This window comes from Caballeronia sp. GAFFF2, assembly GCF_023631485.1.
Taxonomy (GTDB): Bacteria; Pseudomonadota; Gammaproteobacteria; order Burkholderiales; family Burkholderiaceae; genus Caballeronia.
The window spans coordinates 140,953-161,461 of sequence record NZ_JALQDA010000030.1 but is presented as its reverse complement, the minus strand read 5'-3'; the positions used below and the strand labels follow the sequence as shown (position 1 = coordinate 161,461).

General features: G+C 62.4%; 23 protein-coding genes. 4 read left to right on the top strand and 19 right to left on the bottom strand.

The window, feature by feature from the left end; all coding sequences use genetic code 11:
• Positions 1-27: 27 nt before the first annotated feature.
• A complete protein-coding gene (locus NCT04_RS22980; RefSeq protein WP_244831166.1) occupies positions 28-747 on the top strand; it encodes a GntR family transcriptional regulator in 720 nt (239 codons plus the stop codon).
• Here the strand turns inward: NCT04_RS22980 and NCT04_RS22975 are convergent.
• The 9 genes from NCT04_RS22975 to NCT04_RS22935 all read right to left on the bottom strand — a co-directional run bounded on the left by NCT04_RS22975 (position 744) and on the right by NCT04_RS22935 (position 7,284).
• Positions 744-1,553, bottom strand: a complete 810-nt coding sequence (locus NCT04_RS22975; protein WP_250467858.1) for a hydroxypyruvate isomerase family protein — start codon at positions 1,551-1,553, stop codon at positions 744-746. The genes NCT04_RS22980 and NCT04_RS22975 overlap by 4 nt on opposite strands.
• Positions 1,553-1,972, bottom strand: a complete 420-nt coding sequence (locus NCT04_RS22970; protein ID WP_244831164.1) for a RidA family protein — start codon at positions 1,970-1,972, stop codon at positions 1,553-1,555. Before NCT04_RS22970 ends, NCT04_RS22975 begins: the two co-directional genes overlap by 1 nt.
• Before the next feature lie 12 nt (positions 1,973-1,984).
• Positions 1,985-2,752, bottom strand: coding sequence for a transporter substrate-binding domain-containing protein (locus NCT04_RS22965; RefSeq protein ID WP_244831163.1), 768 nt, complete (start codon positions 2,750-2,752; stop codon positions 1,985-1,987).
• Positions 2,753-2,827: 75 nt separating this feature from the next.
• Entirely contained in the window at positions 2,828-3,556 is a 729-nt protein-coding gene (locus NCT04_RS22960) for an amino acid ABC transporter ATP-binding protein (RefSeq protein WP_250467857.1), read from the bottom strand.
• On the bottom strand, positions 3,553-4,227 hold the full coding sequence (locus tag NCT04_RS22955) for an amino acid ABC transporter permease (RefSeq protein ID WP_244831161.1): 675 nt from the start codon (positions 4,225-4,227) through the stop codon (positions 3,553-3,555). Before NCT04_RS22955 ends, NCT04_RS22960 begins: the two co-directional genes overlap by 4 nt.
• On the bottom strand, positions 4,224-4,916 hold the full coding sequence (locus tag NCT04_RS22950) for an amino acid ABC transporter permease (RefSeq protein WP_250467856.1): 693 nt from the start codon (positions 4,914-4,916) through the stop codon (positions 4,224-4,226). Before NCT04_RS22950 ends, NCT04_RS22955 begins: the two co-directional genes overlap by 4 nt.
• A 27-nt stretch (positions 4,917-4,943) precedes the next feature.
• Positions 4,944-5,648 (bottom strand): substrate-binding domain-containing protein, encoded by a 705-nt coding sequence (locus NCT04_RS22945; protein WP_250467855.1) that lies wholly within the window; start codon positions 5,646-5,648, stop codon positions 4,944-4,946.
• 16 nt (positions 5,649-5,664) lie between these two features.
• A complete protein-coding gene (locus NCT04_RS22940; protein WP_250467854.1) occupies positions 5,665-6,327 on the bottom strand; it encodes an aspartate/glutamate racemase family protein in 663 nt (220 codons plus the stop codon).
• Positions 6,328-6,339: 12 nt separating this feature from the next.
• Positions 6,340-7,284, bottom strand: a complete 945-nt coding sequence (locus NCT04_RS22935) for a glutamate cyclase domain-containing protein (RefSeq protein ID WP_250467853.1) — start codon at positions 7,282-7,284, stop codon at positions 6,340-6,342.
• Between the two features lie 312 nt (positions 7,285-7,596).
• On the opposite strand from NCT04_RS22935, the gene NCT04_RS22930 reads away from it, so the two are divergent.
• Positions 7,597-8,439, top strand: coding sequence for a GntR family transcriptional regulator (locus tag NCT04_RS22930; RefSeq protein ID WP_244831156.1), 843 nt, complete (start codon positions 7,597-7,599; stop codon positions 8,437-8,439).
• A 15-nt stretch (positions 8,440-8,454) separates the two neighbouring features.
• On the opposite strand, the gene NCT04_RS22925 is transcribed toward NCT04_RS22930, so the two are convergent.
• Positions 8,455-9,789: an aminotransferase-like domain-containing protein gene (locus tag NCT04_RS22925; protein ID WP_250467852.1), complete on the bottom strand. Its 1,335-nt coding sequence runs from the start codon at positions 9,787-9,789 to the stop codon at positions 8,455-8,457.
• Between the two features lie 94 nt (positions 9,790-9,883).
• On the opposite strand from NCT04_RS22925, the gene NCT04_RS22920 reads away from it, so the two are divergent.
• A complete protein-coding gene (locus NCT04_RS22920) occupies positions 9,884-10,498 on the top strand; it encodes a DJ-1/PfpI family protein (RefSeq protein ID WP_244831154.1) in 615 nt (204 codons plus the stop codon).
• A 25-nt stretch (positions 10,499-10,523) separates the two neighbouring features.
• On the opposite strand, the gene NCT04_RS22915 is transcribed toward NCT04_RS22920, so the two are convergent.
• The 4 genes from NCT04_RS22915 to NCT04_RS22900 all read right to left on the bottom strand — a co-directional run bounded on the left by NCT04_RS22915 (position 10,524) and on the right by NCT04_RS22900 (position 15,138).
• Positions 10,524-11,753: a Gfo/Idh/MocA family protein gene (locus NCT04_RS22915; RefSeq protein ID WP_250467851.1), complete on the bottom strand. Its 1,230-nt coding sequence runs from the start codon at positions 11,751-11,753 to the stop codon at positions 10,524-10,526.
• A 48-nt stretch (positions 11,754-11,801) separates the two neighbouring features.
• Positions 11,802-12,461 carry a DUF1275 family protein gene (locus NCT04_RS22910; protein ID WP_250467850.1) on the bottom strand — a complete coding sequence of 220 codons (660 nt, stop codon included), beginning with the start codon at positions 12,459-12,461 and terminating at the stop codon, positions 11,802-11,804.
• Positions 12,462-12,619: 158 nt separating this feature from the next.
• Positions 12,620-13,909, bottom strand: coding sequence for an MFS transporter (locus NCT04_RS22905; protein ID WP_250467849.1), 1,290 nt, complete (start codon positions 13,907-13,909; stop codon positions 12,620-12,622).
• A gap of 221 nt (positions 13,910-14,130) precedes the next feature.
• Entirely contained in the window at positions 14,131-15,138 is a 1,008-nt protein-coding gene (locus NCT04_RS22900) for a zinc-dependent alcohol dehydrogenase family protein (protein WP_250467848.1), read from the bottom strand.
• Positions 15,139-15,236: 98 nt separating this feature from the next.
• Between NCT04_RS22900 and NCT04_RS22895 the strand changes: the two genes are divergently transcribed.
• The gene (locus NCT04_RS22895; protein ID WP_250467847.1) at positions 15,237-16,166 is read left to right on the top strand and encodes a LysR family transcriptional regulator; all 930 of its coding nucleotides are present in this window, start codon (positions 15,237-15,239) and stop codon (positions 16,164-16,166) included.
• Between the two features lie 23 nt (positions 16,167-16,189).
• On the opposite strand, the gene NCT04_RS22890 is transcribed toward NCT04_RS22895, so the two are convergent.
• From NCT04_RS22890 to NCT04_RS22870, 5 genes are read right to left on the bottom strand one after another with little or no spacing between them, the layout of a single operon-like run.
• Positions 16,190-17,440: an NAD(P)/FAD-dependent oxidoreductase gene (locus NCT04_RS22890; protein ID WP_250467846.1), complete on the bottom strand. Its 1,251-nt coding sequence runs from the start codon at positions 17,438-17,440 to the stop codon at positions 16,190-16,192.
• A 40-nt stretch (positions 17,441-17,480) separates the two neighbouring features.
• Positions 17,481-18,737 (bottom strand): FAD-dependent oxidoreductase, encoded by a 1,257-nt coding sequence (locus NCT04_RS22885; RefSeq protein WP_250467845.1) that lies wholly within the window; start codon positions 18,735-18,737, stop codon positions 17,481-17,483.
• On the bottom strand, positions 18,737-19,117 hold the full coding sequence (locus tag NCT04_RS22880) for a RidA family protein (RefSeq protein WP_244831146.1): 381 nt from the start codon (positions 19,115-19,117) through the stop codon (positions 18,737-18,739). The genes NCT04_RS22885 and NCT04_RS22880 overlap by 1 nt, the downstream gene beginning before the upstream one ends.
• Positions 19,118-19,172: 55 nt before the next feature.
• Positions 19,173-19,826 carry an amino acid ABC transporter permease gene (locus NCT04_RS22875; protein WP_250467844.1) on the bottom strand — a complete coding sequence of 218 codons (654 nt, stop codon included), beginning with the start codon at positions 19,824-19,826 and terminating at the stop codon, positions 19,173-19,175.
• Positions 19,823-20,509 (bottom strand): amino acid ABC transporter permease, encoded by a 687-nt coding sequence (locus NCT04_RS22870; protein WP_244831144.1) that lies wholly within the window; start codon positions 20,507-20,509, stop codon positions 19,823-19,825. The genes NCT04_RS22875 and NCT04_RS22870 overlap by 4 nt, the downstream gene beginning before the upstream one ends.

Here is a 20,509-nt window from a genome sequence, read left to right as displayed (position 1 = left end):
CATGCGGCAATCCATCAGACGCGGCACATGCTAAAAACCGTCGGCGAAACGCAGAAACTCAAGCCCCGCAAGACAGGCGACGGCGACAACACCAGCGAAGAGATTTACGAACAGATCTACGTCGCACTACTGGAGCATCGGCTCGTGCCCGGCACGAAGCTCGCCGAAGAACGTCTGGCCAGTATCTTCGGCGTGAACCGGGCACGCGTGCGCGACGCGTTGAGCCGGCTTGCCTATGAACAGATCGTCGAGGTGTATCCGAAGAAAGGCTGGTTCGTCGCGAAGCCTTCGGTGGACCAGGCGCGCGATGTTTTCGAAGCGCGCAGGGTGATCGAACCCGCGGTCATTGCGCGGCTCACGCGCAGCATCACGCCTGACAAGCTCGCGCAAATGCGCGAGCACTTGCGGCTCGAAATGGACGCGCGCGAGCGTTCGGACAAGCGCGCGGTCATCCGGCTCTCGGGCGAATTTCACAATCTCGTGGCGACGCTCGCGGGTAACTCGTCGTTCACGCGCAGCGTGCGCGAACTATCGACACTGACGTGCCTCGTCATCCTGCTTTATAACGCGCCGATAACGTCGAGTTGCCGCGCCGATGAACACACCGCTATCGTCGATGCCATCGCCAAGGGCGACGGCGACAAGGCGGCGGAGTTGATGCTGCATCACCTCGATCACATTCAAAGCGCGCTCAATCTGGATGTGGTCGAGGAGGAAGTGGACCTGGAAGCGATATTCAAGCGCTAGGGTGCTCCTTTGAAGGCATTGAGCCACCCGAGCCCCGCGACCGTCGATTCACGAGGCCGATACTCGCAGCCAATCCAGCCTTCGTAACCCTGCGCCCGGATACTCGCGATCAACTCGTTCCACGGCATGTCGCCGGTGCCGGGTTCGTGGCGGCCGGGTGCGTCGGCGAATTGAATGTGCGCGACGTCGGGCGCGTACAAGGCGAATTGCTCGACGACATCGAGGCCGCTCATGCGGCAATGATAGACATCGAAAAGCAGGCGCACCTTAGGTTGCGCGATCTCCTTCATCAACGCATGCGTATCTTCGAGGCTGCGCAGAGCGTAGCCTGGTACGTCGATCTGATTGAGGCATTCGAGCAGCAGCGTGACGCCGCTATCGCGCGCCGCATCCGCAGCCCATGCGAGATTTTCGCGCAACGTATCGCGCGCCTGTTCAACGGGCACGCCGCCTGGCGCAAGTCCAGCCATCACGTGAATGAGCCCGCACTTCAGCGCCGACGCGTAATGCAGCGCACGCAACACGCCATCGCGATACCGCGCCCGTTCGCCGGGAATGCATCCGAACCCGTTACCGCCGATACTTCCAGGCGGCGCGGCGGGCGTGTTGATCAGCACTTGCCGAAGCCCCGTGGCATCGAGCTTCGCCTTGAGAATCGCAGGCTCGAACTCATAAGGCGACGCGTACTCGACCGCGCTAAAGCCCTGCTTTGCGGCCGCCTCGAAGCGTTCGAGAAAGGGCAGCTCCGTAAAGAGCCACTTGAGGTTCGCGCAGAACCTGAGCGAAGTACCGTTCGATGTCTGCATCACTTCAGTCCGACGATCAGCTCGACTTCCACCGGCGCGCCATGCGGAAGCTGCTGCACGCCGATCGCGCTGCGTGCGTGGCCGCCGACTTCGCTGCCCAGCGCGTCGATGAGTACGCGCGAGGCCGCGTCGATCACCTTGCCCTGCGCCGTGAAGTCCGGCGAGCAGGCAACGAAGCCGGTCAACTTGAGCACGGCCGCGATCTTCTCGCGCGAGCCGAGCGCGCGCTCCAGCGCCGCGAGACACGCATGCGCGCAAAGCGCGGCCGCGGCTTCGGCGTCGGGCATCGCAATCTCTTCGCCTACCTTGCCGCGATACTTCAGTTCGCCCGCCTCGCGCGGAAGCTGTCCGCTTACGAACGCAAGATTGCCGAATAGCCGTACCGGCGTGAGCAGGGTGGAAGCATTCGATGAATTCATGTCACCGCCCGTTCAATAAACGCTGCGCGAAATGTCGATTCCGAAATACTTCTTCCAGACCGCGTTGAGCTTGCCGTTCTGAAGATTGCTCGCAACCCACGTATCGAGCCAGCCTTGCATGGCGGCATCGTTTCGCTTGAGGCCGATGGCGAGCGGGTCTTCGGCCACTTGGAACTGATACTCGAAGTTGGATGCGGGGCTCGTCTCTTTGACGGCAAGCGCATCGGCAAGCGCAGCCACGAAGATGCTCTGCTGACCCGACGACACCGCCGTACGCTCGGTGGCCTCGTCCAGATAGCGGACGATGTTCACGTCCTTCACGCCCTTGTCCTTGATCGCCGCAACGAGATCCAGATCGGCCGTGGTGCCGCGCGCCGTAGCCACCGTCTTGCCGGCAAGACTCTCGACATCCTTCAGCGTGTTCTTGCCCGGCGCGACGACGAAGATCGGCTCGGTGGCATACGGGCGGCTGAAGCCGATCACCTTCTTGCGTTCATCGGTGACGGAGAACGACGCAACGACGATATCCGCCTTGCCCGTCAGCAAGAACGGAATGCGGTTGGGTCCGTTCACGGGGACGATATTCAGCTTCACGCCGAGGTCGTTCGCAATCAGGCGCGCGATATCGAGGTCGGTGCCGGTCTGCACGGCGTTCGCGTCGATCATGCCGTAAGGAGGATGTGTGAAGTCGATACCCACGTTGATGCTGCCGCGCGACTTGATGTCGGCGAGCGTGTCGGCGCTGGCCGCGCTATTAAGCGCGCATAAGGTCAAGGTCATTGCAAGGAATCGGGTCCAGCCGCGCTTCAGGTTCATTTCGCGTGCCTCTGGTTCAAAGGTTGATGAGTAAAAGGGTTACAGCCCGTTGCCTACGAAAACTTGAAGCTCGGCGGTTTTGGGCGCTTCGAGCATCGCGCCGCTACCCGCTTCCCAAACCACGCCGTCGTTCATAAACACCACTTTCTGCGCGACCGAACGCGCAAACGCCATCTCGTGCGTGACGATCAGCATGGTCATGCCATCGCGCGCAAGCCGTTCCATCACGCGCAGCACTTCGCCGGTGAGTTCGGGATCGAGCGCGGATGTCACTTCGTCGAACAGCATCACGGCAGGTTGCATGGCGAGCGAACGCGCAATCGCCACGCGTTGCTGCTGACCGCCCGAGAGTTCATGCGGATACGCCGATGCACGCGCGCCGAGTCCCACCTGATCGAGCACGTGTGCCGCGAGTTCTTCAGCGGCGGCGCGCGCGAGACGGCGCACCTTGAGCGGCGCGAGCGTGATGTTCTGCTTGACGGTCAGATGCGGAAACAGGTTGTAGCTCTGGAACACGATGCCCACGTCGAGCCGCAATGCGCGCAGGTCCACTTCCGTATCGCCGAGCTTGTGCCCGCATACTTCCAGCGTTCCGCCAGTGATGCGTTCGAGGCCGTTCACGCAGCGTAGCGCCGTGCTCTTGCCGGACCCCGAGCGGCCGATGAGCGCGACGACTTCGCCCTTGCGCACATCGAGATCGATACCCTTCAGCACTTCGGTCGAACCGTAAGCCTTGCGCACGCCCTTGAAAGTGACGATGTTGTTCATTGCGTCGAATCCTTGCCGAGTCTCGCACCGAAGCGTCCCATGCGTTCCAGCCGGACACTCATGCGCGCCACGGGATAACAGAGAATGAAATACACGCCAGCCGCGAGCGTGAAGATGACGAACGGCTCGAACGTGGTGTTGTTGACCATGCGCGACGTGTAGGTCAGCTCGCTCATGCCGATGACGACCGCATACGACGTGTTCTTGATGAGCGCGACGACGAAGCCAACTGTCGGTGGCACCGAGATGCGCAGCGCTTGCGGGAGGATCACGTGCACCATGCGCTGCAGATACGAGAGCGCGAGCGACTCTCCCGCTTCCCATTGCGTGGCGGGCACGGCGAGAATCGCGCCTTTCCATATCTCGGCGAGATAGGCGCCGGCGTTGACGGCGAGCGCGACGGATGCGGCAATGACCGGCAACACGTCGAAGCCGAAGAGCCCGATGCCGAAGTACACGACGAACATCGCGACAGGCAGCGGAATGCCCTGCATCACGGTGACGTAGGCGCGGCCGAGCCTCAACGCAATGCCGCGTCCCGACACGAGCAAGAGCGCCACGGGCAAGCCGATGATCGCGCCACCCACCGCTCCCGCGACCGACAATTCGACGGTGGCGAGCGTGCCCTTGAGCATGTAGGCGAGCTGGGCGTCCGTGAGGTTGAAGATCATGAACGTCCTCCGCGCGCACCCGCGAGACCCAGACGCGGAAACATGAACGCGCCTGCCGCAAGCAACGCCCAGCGCAACGCGCTGGCGAGCGCCAGATAAGCGAGCGCGATCACCATGTACGCCTCGAAACCACGAAACGTGATCGACTGAATCAGATCGGCAATGCCCGTGAGTTCCTCCGCCGATATTTGCGACATGATGGAAGTGGCGAGCATCATCAGGATGAACTGGCTCACGAGTGCGGGATACATCTTCTCCACCGCCTGCGGAATCTCGACATGCCACAACACTTGCCGCCGCGACATCGCGAGACACGACGCCGCTTCGATCTGGCCTTGCGGCACCGCTTCCAGCCCCGCGCGCATGATCTCCGCGGTGTAGGCGCTGACGTTGACCACGAGCGCTGCAACGGCTGCCTCGAACGCGGGTACGTGCAGCTTGATCGCCGCGAGCCCGAAGAAAACCCAGAACACTTGCAGCACGAGCGGCGTGTTGCGGATCACCTCGACATACGCGCGAATGGCACGCGAAAGACCGGCGCCGCCATGCAGACGGCCCACGGCAAGCGCCACGCCCAAGGCGAACCCTGGCACGGTCGCGACGATGGTCATGCGTATCGTCAGCCAGATGCCGTAGAGCAGATCGCCCCAGTACTGCTGCAGGAAGCTGAAATCGAATTGATAGTTCATGGCCGGCGGAAGGCTGTGGCTGCTGAATTAATCGAGACACTCGAGGCCGAACTTCTCGTAGGCATCGCGTGCGGCGGGCGAATCGAGTGCGAGGAGCAAGGCTTCGGTTTCAGGCGTTTCGTCGGCACCCGCGAAGGCGGCGATGGAGAAGCACGTGTACGACTGCACTTCCTCGGGCAGCGGACCGGCGATCTTTACGCCCGACACCATCGCAAGTTCGCTGAGTTGTTGAATGGCCACATCCGCATCGCCGCGTGTCACGCATTCGCCCGTGAATCCCTTGGGGATGACGGTCGCGTTCGTGTCGATCTGCTGCGCGATTCCGAGCCGCCCGAGCAAGGTCGCGAAGTAGACGCCGCTCGCGCCGCTGCGTGAATACGCAACGGACTTGGCCGCTAGCAGACAGCGCTTCAACTCGTCGACGGTGCGAAGCGGCGGCACAGACGCATCGCTCGCGACCGCCACGCCTATCCCGGTGCGCACGATTGCACGCGCCCCGCGCGGGCTCAGAACACGTTGCGCGATGAGATCGTCGATGGCGGAGGTCACCGCGACCATCACGCTCGCACGCTCGCCACGCACGATGCGTTCGAGCAGCACGTTGGTAGGATCGAACGTCGCGTTCACAGTCAAGCCGTGGTGCCTCTCGAAGGCGGGCAGCACGCTTTCCGTGAGCGCGCCTTTCACGGCCAGCGTGCTCATGAGCGTAAGCGGCCTTGTCTCGTGGATCATCGGTTAGCTCCTTCTCTCAAAGACCAAGGCGGCTTCTGAGCCGCCGCACCGCGCTTTGCGGAGCGGCGAACACGGGAACACGCACCGCTTCTGTCACGAGCGCCTGCGCACGCGAAGTGGAGAAATGCGCGAGCAGGATCGCGTCGTAGCCATGCAGCTTGGCGGCTTCCTGGGCCACGAGCGCGTTGTGTGCCGATGCATCGCCCGCACGCAGCTTCGTCATGGCTTCGGCGGCCACGAACGTATCGAGCGTCGCTTGCGGATTGATGCACGCGGCTTCCTCGGCGAACTCGGCTTCCATCGTCGGCACAGCCGGGGCGAAGGTCGCGATCATCGCGAGACGGCTGCCGCAGGCAAGCGCGTCCTGAAACATCGCGTCGTTCGGCTTGCAGACCGGCACTGGCAACTCGCGATCCGCTTTCTCTATGGCCGGACCAAACGCCGAACAGGTCGCGAGAATCGCGTCCGCGCCCGATTCGTAGCCATAGCGCACGAGATTCACGAAGCGCTGCATCAGCGCCGGCGTGAGTTGCTCGTCCGCTGCGCGCGCGGCCGTGAGACCGTCGTCAAGCAGATTGCTCAAGCGCGCTTCGGGCCAGTCCGCTGCGAACGCGCGATGGATAGGCTCCATCGCGACCGGCGTGGCATGCAGCAATACGATCGAAAGATCCTGTCTCATGGCCCGTGCCCCCTAGCGCGCCATGCCCGGCGAAGACGAAGGCGCGACGAGCGCCTGAATGCCGTCGATGATCGCAACGTGGTCTTCCAGCGGCAACCGGTCGATGGTCATCTGCAGCTTGCCGGGACGATCCACGCGGCTGTCGTCGATGGCCTGACCGATCTCCACGGCCGCCGCCAGCACCTCCTTCTCGAACGCGCCGTTGAAATGCGCGAGAAGCGGCTGTGCCAGCTCCGGCTTCAGCTCCGCGACCGCGCCGAGCAAGCCATACGCGCCCCAGTTGGCGACGCCAGACACGATCAGATAGTCGGCCGGCGTGCGCGCGGCGATGAGCGGCCCGTTCGGGATGTCTGTTTCGACGATCTCTTTCGGCAACACGCCCATGCCGATCTCATTGCCGCCGTCGCCGATCCCGATGGTCTTCCACGGCGCCTGCCATCCTTCGTCGGCGAAGAGGTAGTCGAGCGCGGCGGTGTCGTCGGAGATATCCCAGCCATGCTCGCGATGCGCGCGCCCGTCGGAGCCCAGCGAACAACGTTCGATGGCGATCAGATGCGTAATCGGATGCTCCGCCGTTTCGAGGCGCTTGCGCAGATCGCGCACGGCGGTGTCGTCGACATCGACCACTTCGAGCGCGACCTTGCCCGGCAACACGCGCGTCACGGCCCATGCGGCCTTGGCGCAAGGCGCATCGGTAATGACAGTCACGCGCATGCCCGCTTCGACAAAACCCGCTGCCAGTTGCGCCATGCCGTTGAGCCCGTCCGTTTCGGGCGAAGGCGGCTCGGCATGACGCACGAAAAATCCGCAGACGATGCCGATATGCGGCTCACGTTGTCCCGCAATGCTCGCGGCGGCGCGCGCCAGATTGCCCTTCGCGAAGGCGACCAGACGGCTGATGTCGCGCCGTACTTTCTGGCCGACGAGCGTTTCGATTCCTTCTATTGCGTCGCTCAACTCGTTCTCCTTTATTGGTGTGTCGTGCACGAACGGCCTGTTCGCAGGCGTGCCAGGGTCCTTCCGGGTCAGCGCCAGAATGTGTTTGGAACCTGGGTCGTCAGTGAAGAAGCCGGGTGCTTCGAATTGCTCGTCGATGAGCAACGACCCAACCTTAGCATGTGAATATACGTCGCGTATACTTTTCAAAAAAATAGTTGTTCATGCGCGCAAGAGCGTTATTGAGCAAGGCGAAGGCGTAATAGCCGACATCCTATATACTTCGCATATACGAAATTGAACGCCTGCGCCAGGGCGGGAAAACGAGAGACTATGCCGAAGCTGAAAACCGCCGCCGCGAAGACCGCCGGCAGAACCGTGTCGCGCAAGACGTCGGCGAAAGCCGCGCTCGTGTCATCCGACGATCCATCGCAATCGATACTCGATGCAGCCGAACCCGTCGCCGCCGAAAGCTCGATGAGCCAAACCGATTCGGCCGTGAACGCCATTCGCTCGCGCATCATCGATCTGACGATTTCGCCGGGCAGCCGTATAGACGAACCCATGCTGCTGAACGACTTCATGCTCGGACGCACGCCTGCGCGCGAGGCCATCAACAGGCTGGTCGCGGAAGGCTTCGTGAATATCGTGCCCAACCGCGGCGGGACCTTCGTGCGCCGGCTCGACTTCGAGGAGATCGGCGAGATTCTCGTCGCGCATCAGCTAGCCGAGAATATCCTCGCGCAGATGATGCGGTTCGAACCGGGACTGGCGGAAGACCTGACGACGATTCAGACGCAATACGTCACGCAGGTTCAGGCGCGCGCGTTTCTGAACATCACCGCGCTCAACGAGAAGTTCCACATGCGAATGAATCAGGCCGTGGGCAATGGCTTTTTCTATGAGTTCGCGCAATCGACGCACCGCCATGTCCGGCGGCTTTTAGTGCATCTCTACAAGATGGAAGCCGAATCGACGCCCGAAGAGCAGGACCTGCAGTTCGACAGGAACTTGCGTGAGCACGACAAGATCATCGATATCGTGAAGCGCAAGGACCGCGCGGCGCTCGTGAAGTATCTGCCCGCGCATGCGCGAGCGACACAGGACAGGTTCGTGCATCTGCTCAAGAGTCGCAATGCCCCGCCGTTCGATCTCAACGTCAAGCAGTTTCCCTGACGCGCCGGTGCATCTTCAATATGCGTACTCGCCGATCACCCGCCTCACTGTCTCGAGCGAATCGCGCAGCACATCGCGCTCGACGGAACCCAGCGCCAGCCGAATGGCATGCGGCACATGCGGCGAAACCGAATAAGGTTCAGCGGTTGCCACCGAAATGCCCTCGCGCATGAGTGACGCTGCAACCTGATCGGCGCGAACCTCTTCCGCGAGCGGCAGCCACACGAAATACGACGCAGGATGACGGACGCATCGCATGCCCGCGAGGATGTCGGCGGCCATTGCCTGACGATGCCTCGCGTCGCGACGCTTCTCCGCTTCGAGCCGGCGCACGGTGCCATCGGTGAGCCATCCGCAAGCAATTGCCGTCATCACGCCCGGCGTGTTCCAAGTGGTCGCTCTTATAGCGCGTTCGATCGCTTTCATGGCGTCGGCGAATGCCACCACGAAACCCACGCGCAAGCCCGTCGCGACGCTCTTCGAAAGCCCGGAGACATAGACGGTCGACTCGGGTGCGAGCGCGGCCAGCGGTGCGGGAGGATCGTCGACGAGGAAGGCGTATGCGGCGTCCTCGATGATCAAAAGCTCGTGCTTTCTTGCAATCGCCACGAGTTGCTTGCGACGATGCGCGCTCATCACCCAGCCAAGCGGATTGTGCAGCGTGGGCATGGCGTAGACCGCCCGCACGCGGCGCGTTTTGCATAAGTGGTCCAGCGCATCCAGATCAGGCCCGGAGCCGGCCGTTGGAATCGGCGCGAGTTCGAGCCCGTGCGCCTCGGCCAGTACCTTGAAGCCGGGATACGTCAATGCATCGGCCGCGACGACATCGCCGGGACGAAGCAAGCCCACGACGGTCGCCGCGAGCCCCGCTTGTGCGCCGTTGACGATGGACACTTCGTTCGCGCTCACCGCAAGCCCGCGCGCCTTCAAATGTCGCGCCACGATTGCCCGTTCATGCGGACGGCCACCGTGAGGCTGGTAACGAAGCAGACTTTCGAGATCGCCCGAAGCGGCGAGCTGGCGCAAGGCGTTGCGCAGCAACTCGGCCTGACCCGGCAGCGACGGATAATTGAAGTTGACATCGATCATGTCCGATCCCAACACGTGCTGATCGACACCCAGGCCCGGCGGCAGCGAGATTTCCCGCACGAAAGTGCCGCGCCCGGTCTCGCCGCGCACGAGGCCCATGGCTTCGAGTTCCGCATAGACGCGCGACGCCGTGACGAGAGCGAGGCCCTTCGTGGCCGCAAGCTGGCGATGCGTGGGCAGGCGCGTGCCCGCGCGCAAACGGCCCGCGCGGATATCGGCGGCCAAGGAATCGACGAGCGTCTTGTAGCGGGGCTGGGCCATGCGAAGATGTATCCATGACAATTATTTGATTGTAATGGACTCCTGGTTTAGCATCGGCTCATTCGATCATTCAAACGCTCAACGGTGCGCCATCATGCATATCGCCATTCTCACGTTCGAAGGCTTCAACGAACTCGATTCGTTCATCGCGCTGGGCATTCTCAATCGCATCAAAAAGCCACACTGGCGCGTGTCGATTGCGACACCCGAAACGCGCGTGAAGTCGATGAACGGCGTGGTAATCGAAGGCCACATTTCCCTGCGCGAGGCGAGTGACGCGGATGCGGTCATCGTCGGAAGCGGATTGCTGACGCGCGAAGTCGTCGCCAATGCAGCGCTCATGGCGCAGATGCGGTTCGATCCGGCGCGGCAGTTACTCGGCGCGCAGTGTTCGGGCACGCTCGTGCTGGCAAAGCTCGGGTTGCTTGGGGGTGTTCCCGCTTGTACCGATCTGACGACGAAGCCGTGGGTTGAGGCAGCCGGCGTCGATGTGTTGAATCAGCCGTTTTTCGCGAACGGCAATGTGGCAACCGCTGGCGGCTGTCTTGCTTCGCAGTATCTGGCAGCTTGGGTTATTGCGCGATTCGAAGGCGTGGAAGCGGCCGAAAGCGCGCTGCATTATGTGGCCCCTGTGGCCGAAAAAGAAGACTACGTTGCGCGCGCCATGCGCAATATCACGCCGTACCTGGCGCTCTCGCCTACGCTTTGATGTGCGGCGAGAGCGCTTCGAATCTTCAAGCGCTCTCGGCCACCGCAATCGGCCGCCCTTCTAGCGCCGACCGATAAATCGCCTCCATCAACACCTGATCGCGCAGACCTTCTTCACCCGGTGTGTCGGGCTGGCGATCATCGCGCACGCACTGCGCGAAGTGGTCGATTTCAAGCATGAACTGATCCTTGAATTCGAGCCGCTGCTCTTCGACCACTTCGAAATCGTCCTTGCGTCGCGCAATGCGCATGCGCTGTCCCTTGTACGCAAACGCGTTCTCGATATCGATCCAGCCTCTTTCCATACGGATACGCATATCCTTCGATTCATGCGCGCCATAACTGCTTGCGCACTGCGCAATCGCGCCCGAGGGAAAGCGTAACGTGAACGCGATGGTTTCCTCCACTTCCCGATAGCGTTCGTCATCGGCGGGATTCACGATCTGCGCATAGACCTCGACGGGTTCCTCGCCGAGCACATGACGCACGCCATTCAAACAGTACAAGCCGATATCCGGCAACGCGCCGCCGCCCGCCAGGGCCGACCTCAAACGCCATTGACCGCCGGGACCTTGCACCTGCGCATTGGTCGCCTCGATGATGCGCGCCCTTCCCAGCTCGCCCGATTGCACGAGTTTCATCGCTGCACTGTTGAAGACTTCGAATTGGCAACGGTAAGCCACCATGAGCTTGACGTTCGCCTTCGCGCAGGCGTCGATCATCTGGCGCGCCTCGTCGGCGGTGTTGGCCATCGGCTTTTCGCATAGCACATGCTTGCCGGCCTTCGCTGCTGCAATGACGTGCGGCAGATGCAAGCCGTTAGGCGTGACGACGTATACCGCTTGAATGTCGGGATTGTCGGCGAGACGCGATATGTCATCGTAGTCATGGACGGCCGCTTCGTTCACGCCGTATTGCGCGGCAACCGCCCGCGCCTTGTCTGGACTGCCCGACACCAGCCCCGCAACCCGCGCGTGCTTACTGTTCACGAACGCCGGCAAAATCTGTTCGAGCGCCAAACGTCCTAGACCGACGATTGCAAAGCCAACACGTTTGTCCGGCGATGTCGGTGCTGGCGGCGGAGGCGATGGCTTGTCCGCATCGCCCTTCCAGTTCGGGAACTCGACCTTGCCGTCCTTGACGCTGCCCACGTCGATCTCCGCGGGCGCTTGCCATTCGCCGGATGCGGGCAGCTTCGGGCCATCGGCGGTGCCGGGGCCGGTGACGGAATAGGGAGTCGTATCGTTGCCAGACATGAGTAGTTTCTCCATCGTTGAACGATTGCTGGACGAATCGAACAGCAATCAATGCGCGAGCCGTTCCGCGTGCATGGTGCTGCCATACACGGTCGCAGTGAGTGCGCAGACGAGTGCGGCAAGCGCAATGGCCGCCAGCGCACCAGGGCCGAACAGAATATTCAGCACCGTGCCCGCAGCTGCGCCGACGATCCACGATATCCAGCGCAGCATGCCGAGCGCAGCCGCGCCGAACTTGCGGCTAGCGAGTTGCCTGCCGACGCTAATGAACGTACCCGTAATGAACGTGACGCCCGGCTGATCGGCGAGCGCCTGATTGATCGCGCCCATGCCTGCCGCGACGAGACACGTCGTGAGCGGCGAGAACTGCTCGCCCGTGAGCGGCACGGCGCAAGCGAGAAGGATTGCGGTGAGCGTGAGGGACAGGGCGGCGCGCCATCGGGGAAAGCGCGTTCCAAGCCACGCGGCAAGCGTCGTGAACGCAAGAAAGCACGCGATGACGCAGATGAGCGGAATCGTCTTTTCGAACGCGCCTTGAACAAGCGACTGACTCAGCTTGGTGGAATCGCCGGTCATATAGACCGCGAGCCATTCCTTGCTGTGAAGCATGACGAGCGCATCCGTGCCGCCAGCGACAGCAATGAGCACGAAGACCGGAAGAGGCGAACGAGCGAGCCGTTCGAGTATCGAAGAATTGGGTGAAGGCAAGGCGATGCTCCGTGACTGGCGGCATGGCGAAAGCGGTGCTCCGCGATGCAGGTGCGCGTGACGAACATCGTTCGCCAGGTCCCTTTGCCTCGAGCATCGGGCGCAAGATCGATGCCCGACGCTTACCAGTCAGCTTGGCTTCTACCTTCGTTGTTACTTCAGACTGGCGCGCCACGCAGCCGCATGACTTGCGTTTCACGCACGGCGACCCACAAGACCAGCATGCCGAGTGCCGACAACGCGCTTGCGAGAATGAAAGCCGACGAGTAACCCGCGCCGTACTGAATCAGAAAGCCGGTAATGCTCGGCGAGAGAATGCCCGCGAGATTCGCGAGCAAATGTACGAAGCCGCCCGTTGCGCCAATGCGATCGCGCGGCACGATGTCCTGCAACAGCGACCAGCACGCTTGCGGCGTCATGAAAGCGAAGAGACTCGCCACCGCGATCAACGCGACGGCAGGCGCAAGCGAACTCACGCGCGACACCAGCAACACGCAGATTGCCGCCACGCCAAGTCCCAGAATGATGACCGTCTTGCGCGCGAAGAGCACGTTGCCGGTCTTCTTGTAGAGCGCGTCGGAGATGATGCCACCGAGCACGAAGCCCGCCGTCGCGCCGAGCCACGGCAGGATGCCGATCACGCTCATGTGCTTGATGTCGAGATGCTGATAGTCCGTAAAGTAGCTCGGCAACCATGACAAGAAGAAGTACAGCACGTAGTTGAACGCGAAGAACGCGGCAGCCACGCCGAGCACCGGCAACGACAGCAAATAGTGCATCACGCCCGCTTGCGAGCCTGCTTCAGCGGAACCCTCCGCGTGATGCGGCACGAGCCTGTCGCTCGCGATATGCGCGGCTTCCTCGCGCGTCACGGCAGGATGATCTTCCGGATGATCGCGAAAGCACCGCAACCAGAACGCAATCCATACGAAGCCGAGCACCGCGATCACGACGAAGGAAATACGCCAGCCGAACTGCAAAGCGACCAGCCCGACGATCGGTGCGGCAATGGCGGCGCCCAACGGCTGACCAGCGTTCGTGAGACCCACGGCGCGGCCCGCTTCACTGCGCGGGAACCAGTTCGAGATCGACTTGTTGGTCGTCGTGCCCATTGGGCCTTCGGCGACACCGAACGCGACGCGCGCCACCATCAGCGTGGCGAAGTTGCCCGCGAATGCCGTGGCGCCGCAGAACAGTGACCAGAACGCGGCAGCAATGGCGAACACCTTGCGCGGACCAAACTTGTCGGCCGCCCATCCGCCGATAAAGCAGAACACGCAGTATCCGATGAAGAAACTGCTGAACAGCACGCCGAGTTGCGCGTCGTTGATATGCAGTTCGCTCTTGACGAGCGGTGCGACCACGGAGAGCGCCGCGCGGTCCAGATAGTTGAGCATGCCGGCAAAGAACAGCAGCGCGGCGACTATCCAGCGGTAGCGGAATCGCATGTCTTCTCCTTTGGGTGCTATCGAAGCGCGTGAGGAATGCGCGCACGCGAGACCTGACGACGAATCTGTAAAGATACGTCATCATACAAGTCAGTTGCTTGCCTCGCGTCCGTGAAAACCCTACGAACTGCCGGTTTCATGCGGTCCTTCACACACAGAATGCTTTCCTTACATAGCGCCAAAAGGTGCATTACGATTGACTAGTTGTACGACAACCGGCATCAAGTGACGTCTATCACCACTTTTCCAAAGTGGCCACCCGATTCGAGATAGGCATAGGCATCCTGCGCGGCATCGAAGGGAAAGACGCGATCGATCACCGGTTCGATTCGGGACTGTGCGATGGCCTTGACCGCATCGGCGAGATTGGCCGTCGAGCCAGTCTGATTACCGACAATGCGCAAGGTCTTCACCATGACCTTGAGCAAGGGCATCTTCGTTTCCTCGCCGCCTATCAGCCCGACGACGAAGATCGTTCCACCGATTGCCGCCGCGTTCACCGAGCGCTCGAAAGTCGCCACGCCGACGGTTTCCACGACGAGATCCGCGCCACGCCCTTCCGTGGCTTCGAGCAACGCGACGTCCCACGCGGGCGTGGTCCGGTAGTTGATGGTGACGTCCGCGCCCAGCTTGCGCGCGCGGGCGAGCTTCTCGTCCGATGAAGACGCGATGATCACGCGCGCGCCCGCCGCCTTGGCAAGCGGCAGCGCAAACAGACTCACACCGCCCGTACCCAGCAACGCCACGGTGGACCCCGGCCGCACATTGCCCGCGACGATGGCGTTCCATGCGGTCGTCGCGGCGACCGGCAAACTTGCGGCCTGCACGAACGGCATGGCAGCGGGAATGGCGACGAGCGCGGTAGCGGGCACGACCGCATATTCCGCGAGCGAGCCCGGCATGGTGACGCCGCGAAGACGCTCGCCGTTCGCTACCGTGAGCGGTCCTGCGGCCCAATCCACGATCATTCCGGCGATCACGCGATCGCCCGCCTTCCAGCCTTTCACGCGCGATCCGACCTCGACGATCTCGCCCGCGCCATCCGCACCCGGCACGAAGCTCGCGTCCACGTTGCCGAAGCGCGCGTTCGCCACCATGAGATCGAGATAGTTGAGTCCCGCCGCGCGAATGCGGATGAGCACTTCGTCGCTTTCCGGTACGGGCTCGAGTGCGTTATCGGTCAACGTCAATTCGTAGGGCTTGCCTGCCTTCAGTCGATACGCTTTCACGGTGCGCTCCTTTTTCGTTAAGCACAGAGGTCATGCTAGCGAAGACGCGCCTCTATAATCGACCCATACGGCATAACATTCGTGCGTGGGGTGCATCAATGAACGGCATCGAAACGGATCAGGTTCAGGCGTTTCTCGCGGTGCTCGCGACCGGGAGTTTTACGGCGGCAGGCCGCCAGTTGGGGCGCGACGGCTCGGTCATTTCCCGACGTATCGCGGAACTGGAAACGCGTCTTGGCATTCGTTTGCTCGAACGGTCCACACGCCGCGTATCGGCGACGGAAGCAGGCACGCGTTATCGCGATCGCGTGCGCGAAGCGTGGGACATCATGCGCGATGCGGAAGACGAAGCGCGCTCGCAAGCTGCGACGCCGCGCGGACTTTTGCGCATCAGCTTGCCCGCAGGGTTCGGGCGCATGTGGATTGCGCCGCGCATGCCGGAGTTCCTTGCGCGCTATCCTTCGCTCGATGTCGAATGCACGTACACGGACCGTTATGTCGATCTGATCGAAGAACGTTTCGATGTAGGCGTGCGTATCGGCAAACTGGAAGACAGCCGGCTTGTCGCGCGGCCGCTTGCGACCATGCGGCGCTTACTGTGCGCATCGCCGGATTATCTCGCCGCGCACGGACGTCCCACGAAGCCCGAAGACCTGATGCGCCATGAATGCATCGGCTTTTCGCGGCTCTCCACGCATCCGGTATGGCATCTGAAACGCGACGACATGCACCGCGCCATTCGCATCAACGCGAGAATGACGACCGATGAGATCGATGCCGTGCTGCATGCGGCGCGCGCGGGCGTCGGCATCATGTATGGGACGGACTGGCTCGTCGGCCGCGAATTGCAGAGCGGAGAGCTGGTGCAAGTGCTGCCCGGCTGGAAGGTGGACGCGGGCGAACAACTCAGCGTGGTGCGCGCGTCTTCCAAGCATGCGGCCGCGAAAACGCGTGCGTTCATCGACTGGGTGGTGCAATCGTTCGAGACGCCGCCGTGGGGGACTACGCGCAGACGTCGAGCGAAGTAAGGCGCGCGCGGCGGCAGTATCGATTATTTAAAACGGTCCGCGGAGAAGCGCTCGATTGCGCCGGGACTCTTGCCGTGAATCAATCGCGCGACCATGTCGCCCGTGGTTCCCGCCAGCGTGATGCCGAGATGCTGATGCCCGAACGCGTAGATCACGCGCTTGTCCGCCGAAGATGGTCCGATCACCGGCAAGTAGTCCGGCATGGTCGGCCGGATACCGAGCCAGCTACTGGACACGGGCGCTTTGATATCCACGTTGCGGCGGATGCTTCGTTCGATGAACGCCGTGCGCGAAGGGTTCAACGGTGACTTGATCCCGCTCAACTCGATAGTCCCCGCAGCACGCAGCCGCAGGTCACGCAACGGCGTCATATAGAAGCTCGACTCAACGACGCAAGTCGGCCGCGTGAACATCGGCTTATCCAGCTGGAACTCGACGTGATAACCGCGCTCCGCGCCAAGCTGGATGGAATCGCCCATTTGCGCCGCGAGTTTCGCGGACCATGCGCCGCCCGCAATCACCATTCTGTCGGCGTGTAGCGTTTCGCCGGCAGCGGAACGCAGGCAGATGCCCGCGGTGCTGCTCGAAATATCGCTGACCTCCATGCGTGCGTAACGCTTCTCGTCGATCAGCGGTTTGGCCAGCGCCTGCACGAAGCCTTGCGGATCGACGAGATGGCACGCGGCAGGAAATAGCACGCCGCCCACCGTGCGCTGCTGCATGGCGGGTTCCAGTTGCGTGAGTTCGGCCGCGCTTATCACCTCTTGACGAATGCCCAGCAAGCCACGCAGTTTGATATCGCTCGCGGCGCGCTCGAACGCTCCTTGCGTGCGATAAGAGTAGAGACAACCATCGCGCCGAATGAACGACCCAGCGTGTGGATTGTCTTCGAGAAGCGGCGCATATCCCTCGTGCGTACCATGCAGCAACGATGCAAGCGCTTCGCTATTGGCGACATAAGCGCGCCGGTTGCATTGCCCGAGAAACGCAGCGAGCCATCCTGCATAGCTTCCCAGGCGCGACCAGCGAATGGAAAGCGGCGAGTCCGCGCCGAACAGCAAGCCGGGAATGTCGCCCCAGATTTTCGGCTGCGGCACGGGCGTGCATGCGTAGTCCGCAATGGTGGCCGCATTGCCGAACGAAGCGCCGCCCGCTATCTCGCCCTTATCGACGAGCAACACGTCGAGACCCGTTCTTCGCAACCACAGCGCGCACGCAACGCCGACCACGCCCGCACCGATCACGATGACTTCGCGTCTTCCCTCACCCGACATGACTTGCCCTCTTGCATTGACTTGATTATCGCGCTTCGTTTCACCAGAAGCTGCGCGTGAGACTGAACGGCGTGTCGCGCGCATCGCTCCGGCTCGTGACCATCGACGTGATGAGATCGGCCGAGCCGCACGCAAGCGTCCAGCCGAGCGCGCCGTGTCCCGTGTTGACGAAAAGACGCGGCACCGCCGTCGGTGAAATGATCGGCAATCCATCTGCCGCCATGGGCCGTAGCCCGCACCAGGGCCGCACTTCGGCAGGCATCCGGATCTGCGGAAAAAGCCGCGTCAGCGCGCGTTTCAGGTTCTCCACGCGACCGGGCCGCAGCGTCTTGTCGAAGCCATCGAATTCGACGGTGCCCGCCACGCGCAGCATGTCCTTGAGCGGCGTTACGCCGATATGCTCGTAATCGTCGACGATAGGCCGTTGCGGCAGAAATCCCAGTTCGTCGGCACGGAGCGTAAGCGAATAGCCTTTGACGGGCGCCATCGGCAGGCGCACGCCGAGCGGGCCGACGAGCGACGGAGACATCGCGCCCGCGCATATCACGACGCTATCCGCGCTCAGATAATCGTCGGCAAGACGAACGCCGGCAACAGAACCGCGCTGCAGGTCGATACCGCTCACCGCGCTTCCCCACCGAAACGTCACGCCTTCGTGTTCGGCTGCGGCGGCGGTCGCGACACTGAACGCATGCGCGTCGCCCCAGGCATCGGATTCGAGCAGGAGCGCCGTGCCAATGCTATGTGCAATGCCTCCGAGCGATGGTTCGAGCGCCACGCTTTGCGCTGCATCGAGTCGCCTGACCTTTGCGCCCATGCGCTCGAGCATGCGCGCGAACGATTCCGCGCGCCGCTCGGCGTCCTTGCCGCGAATCAGTTCAAGCAGGCCGCCACGCTGGATGCCCGCGTCAATGCGCTTCTGGCCGAGCAGACGCTCCATGGCCGCGAGGCTTTGCTGACCGAACGCGGTGAGCGTCGCAGCCGTCTTGTAGTACTTGGCCGCGCGGCAGTTGGCCAGAAAGCGCACACCCCACATGCCAAGACCGGGGATTGCGCGAGGCCGCAGCAGAAGCGGCGCATCTTCGCGGCCGAGCCATTTAAGCAATTGCATCGGCGTGCCGGGTGAAGACCACGGCAACGCGCTGTTGGCCGCGAGCAAGCCGCCGTTGGCGAAGCTGGTTTCCAGGCCTGCTTCACGGCGGCTGTCTATCACGGTGACGCGGCAGCCCGCGCCCGCAAGCGCGAGCGCGGTCGTCGTCCCAATGATGCCCGCACCGATGACGATCACATGCTTCATCAGGCAACCTTGCTCACATCGGCATGAGCCAGGATTTCGATCTTGCCGCCTTGCACCATGAGATCGGCGATGATGGTCGCGCGGTTCGGATACGGCTTCGTGAAGAACCGGCGATAGACCTCGTTCATGCCTTCGAAATAGCTCTTGTCCGTCAGAAAGACCTGCACCTGCGTGACGTCGTCCATGGTCGCGCCCGCCGACTCGACGATCTGCTTGAGATTCGCGAACGTCAGTTCGGCTTGCGTGGCGATGTCGCCATCCTCGATCGAACCGTCCGCGCGAATGGGAATGCTCGCCGTGTAGAGCGTGCCGTTCGAGACGGTCGCCCATTCGACCGGCGCGCTTCCGTTGGGCAAACCGGTTTCGATGACCTTGCGCATACACTTACTCCTTCTGTTCTGTCTTGAGAGACTCTGGTTGGGAAAGACCGCTGTATCAGCCGTGAGCAGGCTGACGTCGCTCGATATGACGCATCAATTGCGACAGCGGATAACACAGCACGAAATAGAACGCCCCTACGGTGACGTAGATTTCGAACGGCATGAAATACTGCGAGCTCAAGTCCTGAGCGCGCAGCATGAGGTCGGGCGCGGCGATGAGCGAGGCCACCGACGTGTCCTTCAGAAGCGAGATGGCGACATTGCCCGAAGGCGCGAGCACCAGGCGAATGGCTTGCGGCAGCACGACCCAGCGCATGGCCGCGCCGCTCGTCATGCCGATGCTCGCGGCTGCTTCGCTTTGTCCGCGTGGCACCGCTTCGATGCCCGCGCGAAAGATCTCCGCGAAGTACGCGGCGGCGTTCATGCCGAGACCAAGCACGGCGGCCTGATACGAATCGAAGCGAATGCCAATGGCAACGAAGCCGAAGTACACGAGAAAGAGTTGCACGAGCGCGGGCGTGCCGCGAAACACTTCGATATAGACACGTGCTAAACGCGCGGCCATGCCACGACTGCCCATCCTGACGATGGCGAGCACCATCCCGAGCACGACGCCAATAGCGTTGGCGCCAAGCGCCAGACGCAGCGTTGCCCATGCCGCCTGAAACAGCTCGTCGTGCATGGAAGACCAGAGTTCGGAATAGTTCATGACAGCGCCGCCCTCGGTTTGCCGAGTCCGCGCTCGGTCGCCGTCGAAAGACGCGACAACGCCAGACTCAGCAGCAGATAGATGATCGCCACGATGAAGTAGATGAGGTTGGTCTGATACGTCTCGCTCACGAGCATCCTTGCGCGGAACACGAGTTCCGGCACCGCCACGGCGGAAGCGAGCGACGTATCCTTCAATAGCCCGATGGCGAAGTTGGCGAGCGCGGGCAAGGCGAGCCGCATCGATTGCGGCAGCACGACGGTTGCGAGCGCCATTGGCCATGTCATGCCGATGGCAAGCGCCGCCTCGCGTTGGCCTCGGTCGACGCCGTTGATCGACGAACGGAACACCTCGGAGAGAATCGCCGCGCCGTTGAGACCGAAGCCGAGCGTTGCGGCCACGAATGCGGGCAGCGTGACGCCGATCCGTTCGAGCCCGAAGTACAGCACGAACAACTGCGTCAGCAAGGGCACGTTGCGGAACAGTTCGAGATAGACGTTCGCCACCGCCTTCAACACGACACTGCGCGACAACCGCATGAGCGCGATCACGAAGCCCAGCAAGAAGGCCACGCAGAACGCGCTCGCGGTCAGCACCACGGTGGTCACCGCGCTCACGCACAACACGCGCACGAAATACGGCAGAAAATGCAGGCTGTGAGCCCACGCGGTGAGAAGCGCCAT